The sequence below is a fragment of the Mesorhizobium sp. M7A.F.Ca.CA.004.12.1.1 genome, from assembly GCF_003997835.1.
Taxonomy (GTDB): domain Bacteria; phylum Pseudomonadota; class Alphaproteobacteria; order Rhizobiales; family Rhizobiaceae; genus Mesorhizobium.
The window spans coordinates 1-5,392 of the sequence record NZ_RZRK01000428.1; the positions used below are offsets into that span (position 1 = coordinate 1).

A 5,392-nucleotide genomic window follows, 5' to 3' on the forward strand; every position below is an offset into this window, starting at 1 on the left:
GTGGAGGCTCTGATGCGCCTCAAAATGCTGGACGGCACATCGGTTCCGCCGAGCCTGTTCATTCCCGTCGCCGAGCGAACCGGCGCGATCCTGGAACTCGGGCGCTGGGCGATAAGGACGGTGTGCGCCGAACTCCTGGCTGACGACCACGTCCGTGTCGTCAGCGTCAACGTCTCCCCGATCCAGCTTAAGACACCTGGCTTCGCAACGTCTGTCGCGACCATTCTGGGCGAAACCGGCGTCGCCGGCAGCAGGCTGGCCTTCGAGATCACCGAAGGGCTGGAGATGGAGATGCACTCGGACATTCTGCGCTGCATCAGCGACCTGAAGCTGCTCGGGATCAAGATATGGCTTGATGATTTCGGGACGGGCTTTGCGGGCCTTTCGTGGCTTCGCCTGATCGATTTCGACACGGTGAAGATCGACCGATCGTTTCTGCACGACTGCAGCTCCCTGAGCGGCAAGGCGATGCTGCAGGACATCATCACCCTGGTTCGAAATCGCGGCCACAAGATCCTGGTCGAAGGGGTGGAAACCGACGAACAGATGGCTTTGATGCGCGAATTCGGCATAGACAAGATCCAGGGCTTCCATGTCGGCCGCCCCGCTCCCGCCGCCAGTTTCCAGGCAAAGCGGGCCATGCGCAAACGGTCATTTGCCGTGCTTAAGTCCGCATGATGGTGGCCTCTTTCCGACGTTTGGCTTAGCCGCCCTCAAAAGCCGTACTGATTGCAATCAACCCATGACTGGGCCAAGCGGCTACCTAGGGGCTACCGGTCGCTGGTCAACGCGTTGCGTAGCGCCTGGATCTGCCGGTTCAAGGCATCGAGCTCGGCAAGCGTCATGCCCGAGCGTTCGACCAAGGTCTCGTTCAGACAGTTGCATTGGACCAGCAGCGCGCGTCCGGCTGATGTCAGGTCGACCTGCACCTGGCGTTCGTCGGTCTGGCTGCGCTGGCGGGTCACCAGCTCGGCTTGCTCCATTCGCTTCACCAGCGGCGTGACGGTGCTCGATTCCAAAGCCAACCGGTTGGCGATGGTGCCGACCGACATCCCATCGGCCTCTCCAAGTGCGTTCAGCACCAGGTACTGCGGATAGGTGATGCCCATCTCGTCCAGCATCGGCTTGTAGGTGCGGTTTATCGCCATGCTGGTGGCATAGAGCGTGAAACAGAGCTGATTGTCCAACGGGAGAGGCACGGCGCATTCCTTTTGCCAATATGGGCATCAATTCGATACCACGAAAATGATATCGCGATACATATTTTTGTGGACAAGGGTTTTGTGCCGCGTTAGCTATATGGTTATCGCGATATTGTTTATCGCGGAAATAACCACAAGGAGATTGAGATGACCTCGCAAACCAAGCCCAGCTCCGGCAGCGGTACGATCACCACCAAGGACGGAACGCAGATTTACTACAAGGACTGGGGGACCGGGCAGCCTGTCGTCTTCCATCATGGCTGGCCGTTGAGCAGCGACGATTGGGACGCCCAGATGCTGTTCTTCCTGTCACAAGGCTACCGTGTCATTGCCCATGATCGGCGTGGCCATGGGCGCTCGACCCAGACGGATATCGGCAACGAAATGGACACCTATGCCGCCGATGTCGCGGAACTCGCCGCTTATCTCGACCTCAAGAATGCCATTCATGTCGGACATTCGACCGGCGGCGGCGAAGTGGCGCGCTATGTTGCCAACTATGGCGCCGGCGGCCGTGTCGCCAAGGCGGTGCTGATCGGCGCGGTGCCGCCAATCATGCTCAAGACTGCCGCCAATCCCGGCGGCCTGCCGATCGAAGTGTTCGACGGCTTCCGCTCCGCCCAGGCAGCCAATCGCGCCCAGTTCTTCCGCGACGTTCCATCAGGTCCGTTCTACGGGTTCAACCGTCCGGGCGCGGACATCTCGCAGGGCGTCATCGACAATTGGTGGCGCCAAGGCATGATGGGCGGCACCAAGGCGCATTATGATTGTATCAAGGCTTTCTCGGAAACCGACTTCACCGAGGATCTGAAGGCAATCGACGTGCCTGTCCTGGTCATGCACGGAGACGACGACCAGATCGTTCCGATCGCCGATTCGGCGCTGCTGACGATCAAGCTGCTCAAGAAGGGCGAGCTCAAGGTCTACAAGGGCTTCCCGCACGGCATGGCCACGACCCATGCAGACATCATCAATGCCGACCTGCTGGCCTTCTTCAAGGCTTAAGGCCATGGCCCACAAAAATGCACCCGTCATCAGGCGGGTGCATTTTTGTGACAGCGGCAGACCCGCCTGATCTAGGCGGCCGCCTGCGCTTTGCGCGCTTCCTTCATGTTTGGCAGGAACACGGTGAGCAATCCAAGAAACGGCAAATACGAGCAGATCTGGAAGACGAAATCGATGCCCTTCATATCGGCGACGATACCGAGCACGGCCGCCGCGATGCCGCCCATGCCGAAGGCGAAGCCGAAGAAGATGCCGGCGATCATGCCGACGCGGCCCGGCACGAGTTCCTGCGCAAAGACGACGATGTTCGAGAAGGCAGAGGACAGGATCAGGCCGATCAGCACCGTCAGCACCATCGTCCATTCCAGATTGGCGTAGGGCAAGGCGAGCGTGAAGGGCAGCACGCCGACGATGGAGAACCAGATCATCGCCTTCTGCCCGTAGCGGTCGCCGAACGGGCCGCCGAGCAGGATGCCCAGCGCCGAGGCTCCGAGGAACAGGAACAGCATGACTTGGCTCATCTGCACCGAAACGCCGAACTTATGCATGGAATAGAAGGTGTAGTAGCTGGCGAGGCTGGCGATGTAGGCATTCTTGCTCAGCACCAGCAGGGTCAGCACGATCAATGCGTTCATCACCTTGCGGCGCGGGAAGGGCGAAACGAAGCTCGCCGCCTTGCGGGTGCCCTGTGCGGCACGCAGCCGGCTGTACCAGCCGCCGACCTGCCACAAAACGATGATGCCGATCAGCGAGCCGACGGCGAACCAGGAAATGCTGGTCTGGCCGAACGGCACGACGATGAAGGCTGCCAGCAGCGGCCCCATGGACTGTCCGAAATTGCCGCCAACCTGGAACAGCGACTGCGCCAGGCCGAAGCGGCCGCCGGAGGCGAAGCGGGCGATGCGCGAGGATTCCGGATGGAAGATCGCCGAGCCGATGCCGATCAGCGAGGCGCCGATCAGGAGCAGCGAATAGTGCCCGGCATAGGCGAGCACAATCAGGCCGATCAGCGATGACGCCATGCCGTAGGGCAGCGAATAGGGCATCGGCCGTTTGTCGGTGATCATGCCGATCACAGGCTGCAGCAGCGACGCGGTCACCTGGAAGGTGAAGGTCAACAAGCCGATCTGCCAGAAATCGAGGCCATAATTCTCTTTCAGGAGCGGGTAAATGGCCGACAGCAGCGACTGCATGATGTCGTTGATGCAGTGGCAGAAGCTCACCGCCAGGATCACGGTGAAGGCCGTCGCCTGGGCTGAAGCGTGACTGGTGGTCGCCGGTGGGGCGACGCTGGCGGCTGTCGTATCGGTCAAGGTAGGCTCCGTGGTCTTTTTGGCGGGCAGGCCCGCAGGCAGTTGACGAACGCACCTGCGGCCGCCTTGTCGGACGCTCCTGTGGAGCGCTTGGGACCGGCGCCTTATAAGCTTCTTGCGGGATGACTTCTTTCGTGGTTTGGTCCAATAGTTTCGCAAGTGGGCCATATCGGATGCCGCACGGCAAAGAAGTCTTTCACGCTGGCAACGCCAATCTCGGCCAGTTGCACGAGAGCCGCTGGGAGTGGCTTGAACAAGTGGCCGGGCCGGCGGTGGCATTGCCGACCGAATATCCCGATGGCTACCGTGTGCCGCAGCACCGCCACAGCCGCAGCCAGCTCTTGCATGCGCTTGTCGGCGTGGTGCTGGTGACGACGCGCTACGGACGCTGGATGGTGCCGCCCGACCACGCGATGTGGATTCCAGCCGGCACCGAGCATTCCGTCGAGATGCTGGGCGATGTCTCGATGCGTTCGGTCTATGTCATGCCACAGGCGATCCCCGGGCTGCCCGAAGGCTTGCGCGTCGTCGGCGTCACCGACCTGATGCACAGCCTGATCGTGGAATCGGAAAAGCTGCCGCAAGGCGGCGTTCTGGAAGGACGTGGTGGGCTGATCATGAACCTTTTGCTGCACGAAATCCCGACCTTGCCGGAACGGCCGCTCGGCCTGCCATTCCCGTCCGATCCAAGGCTGTCGGCGCTCTGCCGGCGCTTCGTCGCGGCACCGTCGCCGCATGCGACGATCGATGAATGGGCGGATGCCGCCGGCATGAGCCGCCGCTCCTTCACCCGCGCCTTCCAGCGCCAGACTGGCTTGTCGCTGTCGACATGGCGCCAGCAGGCCTGCCTGTTCGCGGCGCTGCCCAGGCTGGCGGACGGCGAGCCGATCACCAGGGTGGCGCTCGATCTCGGCTATGACAGCGTGCCGGCCTTCATCACCATGTTCAAGCGCATGCTGGGGACCTCGCCGCGCGGCTATATGCGCGGCGCACGAGAAAGCGTCGAGGTCGCTCGTCGCCTGGTCGGCCCGGTTCGGTTGGAAAGCCCTGCGCCGTAACGGCAGGGGCTGTTCTAGAGCATTTTACCGTTTTACGGAAACGGCGAGCTGCTCTAACTCTTTGTTTTGACGTAATTCTCTAGGGAAAGCGCTACGCGCTTTTCCCGGGAAAACCGCTTCACACTTTTCCTGGAATTGCTCTAGTCGAACAGGCTCGACACCGATTCCTCGGTCGCGGTGCGCGAAATGGCTTCGCCCATGAGGTCGGCGATCGAGATGACGCGGATGTTGGGCGCGTCGAGCACGCCCTGGGTGGGCTGGATGGAATCGGTGATCACCAGTTCCTGCAGCTTCGAGCCGCTGATGCGGGCAACCGCACCGCCCGACAGCACACCGTGGGTGATATAGGCGGTGACACTGGTGGCGCCGTTGGCCAGCAGTGCATCGGCGGCGTTGCACAGCGTGCCGCCGGAATCGACGATGTCGTCGATCAGCAGGCAATCCTTGCCGGCGACCGCGCCGATGATGTTCATGACTTCCGATTCACCGGGCCGTTCGCGGCGCTTGTCGACGATGGCCAGTTGCGCATCGAAGCGCTTGGCCAGCGCACGGGCGCGGACCACGCCGCCAATGTCGGGCGAGACCACCACGACGTTGCCGAGTTGCTTGTATTTGGCCTTCACGTCGCGGGCCATCACCGGCACGGAAAACAGATTGTCGGTCGGAATATCGAAGAAGCCTTGGATCTGGCCGGCATGCAGGTCAAGCGTCAGAACGCGGTCGACACCGGCGCGGGTGATCATGTTGGCGACCAGCTTGGCCGAGATCGGCGTGCGGCCGGAGGCGCGGCGGTCCTGCCTGGCGTAGCCGAAAT

General features: G+C 61.8%; 6 protein-coding genes. 3 read left to right on the forward strand and 3 right to left on the reverse strand.

The features are described from left to right. Positions 1 to 678 (forward strand): EAL domain-containing protein (locus EN984_RS21450; protein ID WP_164765564.1); only part of this gene is annotated, 678 nt, incomplete at its 5' end. 92 nt (positions 679 to 770) lie between these two features. Here EN984_RS21450 and EN984_RS21455 read toward each other — a convergent pair. Further along, the gene (locus EN984_RS21455) at positions 771 to 1,199 is read right to left on the reverse strand and encodes a MarR family transcriptional regulator (RefSeq protein ID WP_127267865.1); all 429 of its coding nucleotides are present in this window, start codon (positions 1,197 to 1,199) and stop codon (positions 771 to 773) included. A 150-nt stretch (positions 1,200 to 1,349) separates the two neighbouring features. On the opposite strand from EN984_RS21455, the gene EN984_RS21460 reads away from it, so the two are divergent. Beyond that, positions 1,350 to 2,207 (forward strand): alpha/beta hydrolase, encoded by an 858-nt coding sequence (locus EN984_RS21460; protein WP_127267864.1) that lies wholly within the window; start codon positions 1,350 to 1,352, stop codon positions 2,205 to 2,207. 71 nt (positions 2,208 to 2,278) lie between these two features. Here the strand turns inward: EN984_RS21460 and EN984_RS21465 are convergent, their stop codons facing one another. Continuing rightward, on the reverse strand, positions 2,279 to 3,520 hold the full coding sequence (locus EN984_RS21465; protein WP_128361821.1) for an MFS transporter: 1,242 nt from the start codon (positions 3,518 to 3,520) through the stop codon (positions 2,279 to 2,281). A gap of 173 nt (positions 3,521 to 3,693) precedes the next feature. On the opposite strand from EN984_RS21465, the gene EN984_RS21470 reads away from it, so the two are divergent. Then, positions 3,694 to 4,578: a helix-turn-helix transcriptional regulator gene (locus EN984_RS21470; protein ID WP_127270546.1), complete on the forward strand. Its 885-nt coding sequence runs from the start codon at positions 3,694 to 3,696 to the stop codon at positions 4,576 to 4,578. 140 nt (positions 4,579 to 4,718) lie between these two features. Here EN984_RS21470 and EN984_RS21475 read toward each other — a convergent pair. Next, a partial coding sequence (locus EN984_RS21475; protein ID WP_164765565.1) for a ribose-phosphate pyrophosphokinase occupies positions 4,719 to 5,392 on the reverse strand: 674 nt, incomplete at its 5' end.

Bases quoted from the DNA above. Each gene is read 5' to 3' on its own strand.
- EN984_RS21460 (WP_127267864.1), top strand. From the start codon at position 1,350: ATGACCTCGCAAACCAAGCCCAGCTCCGGCAGCGGTACGATCACCACC.
- EN984_RS21470 (WP_127270546.1), top strand. From the start codon at position 3,694: ATGCCGCACGGCAAAGAAGTCTTTCACGCTGGCAACGCCAATCTCGGC.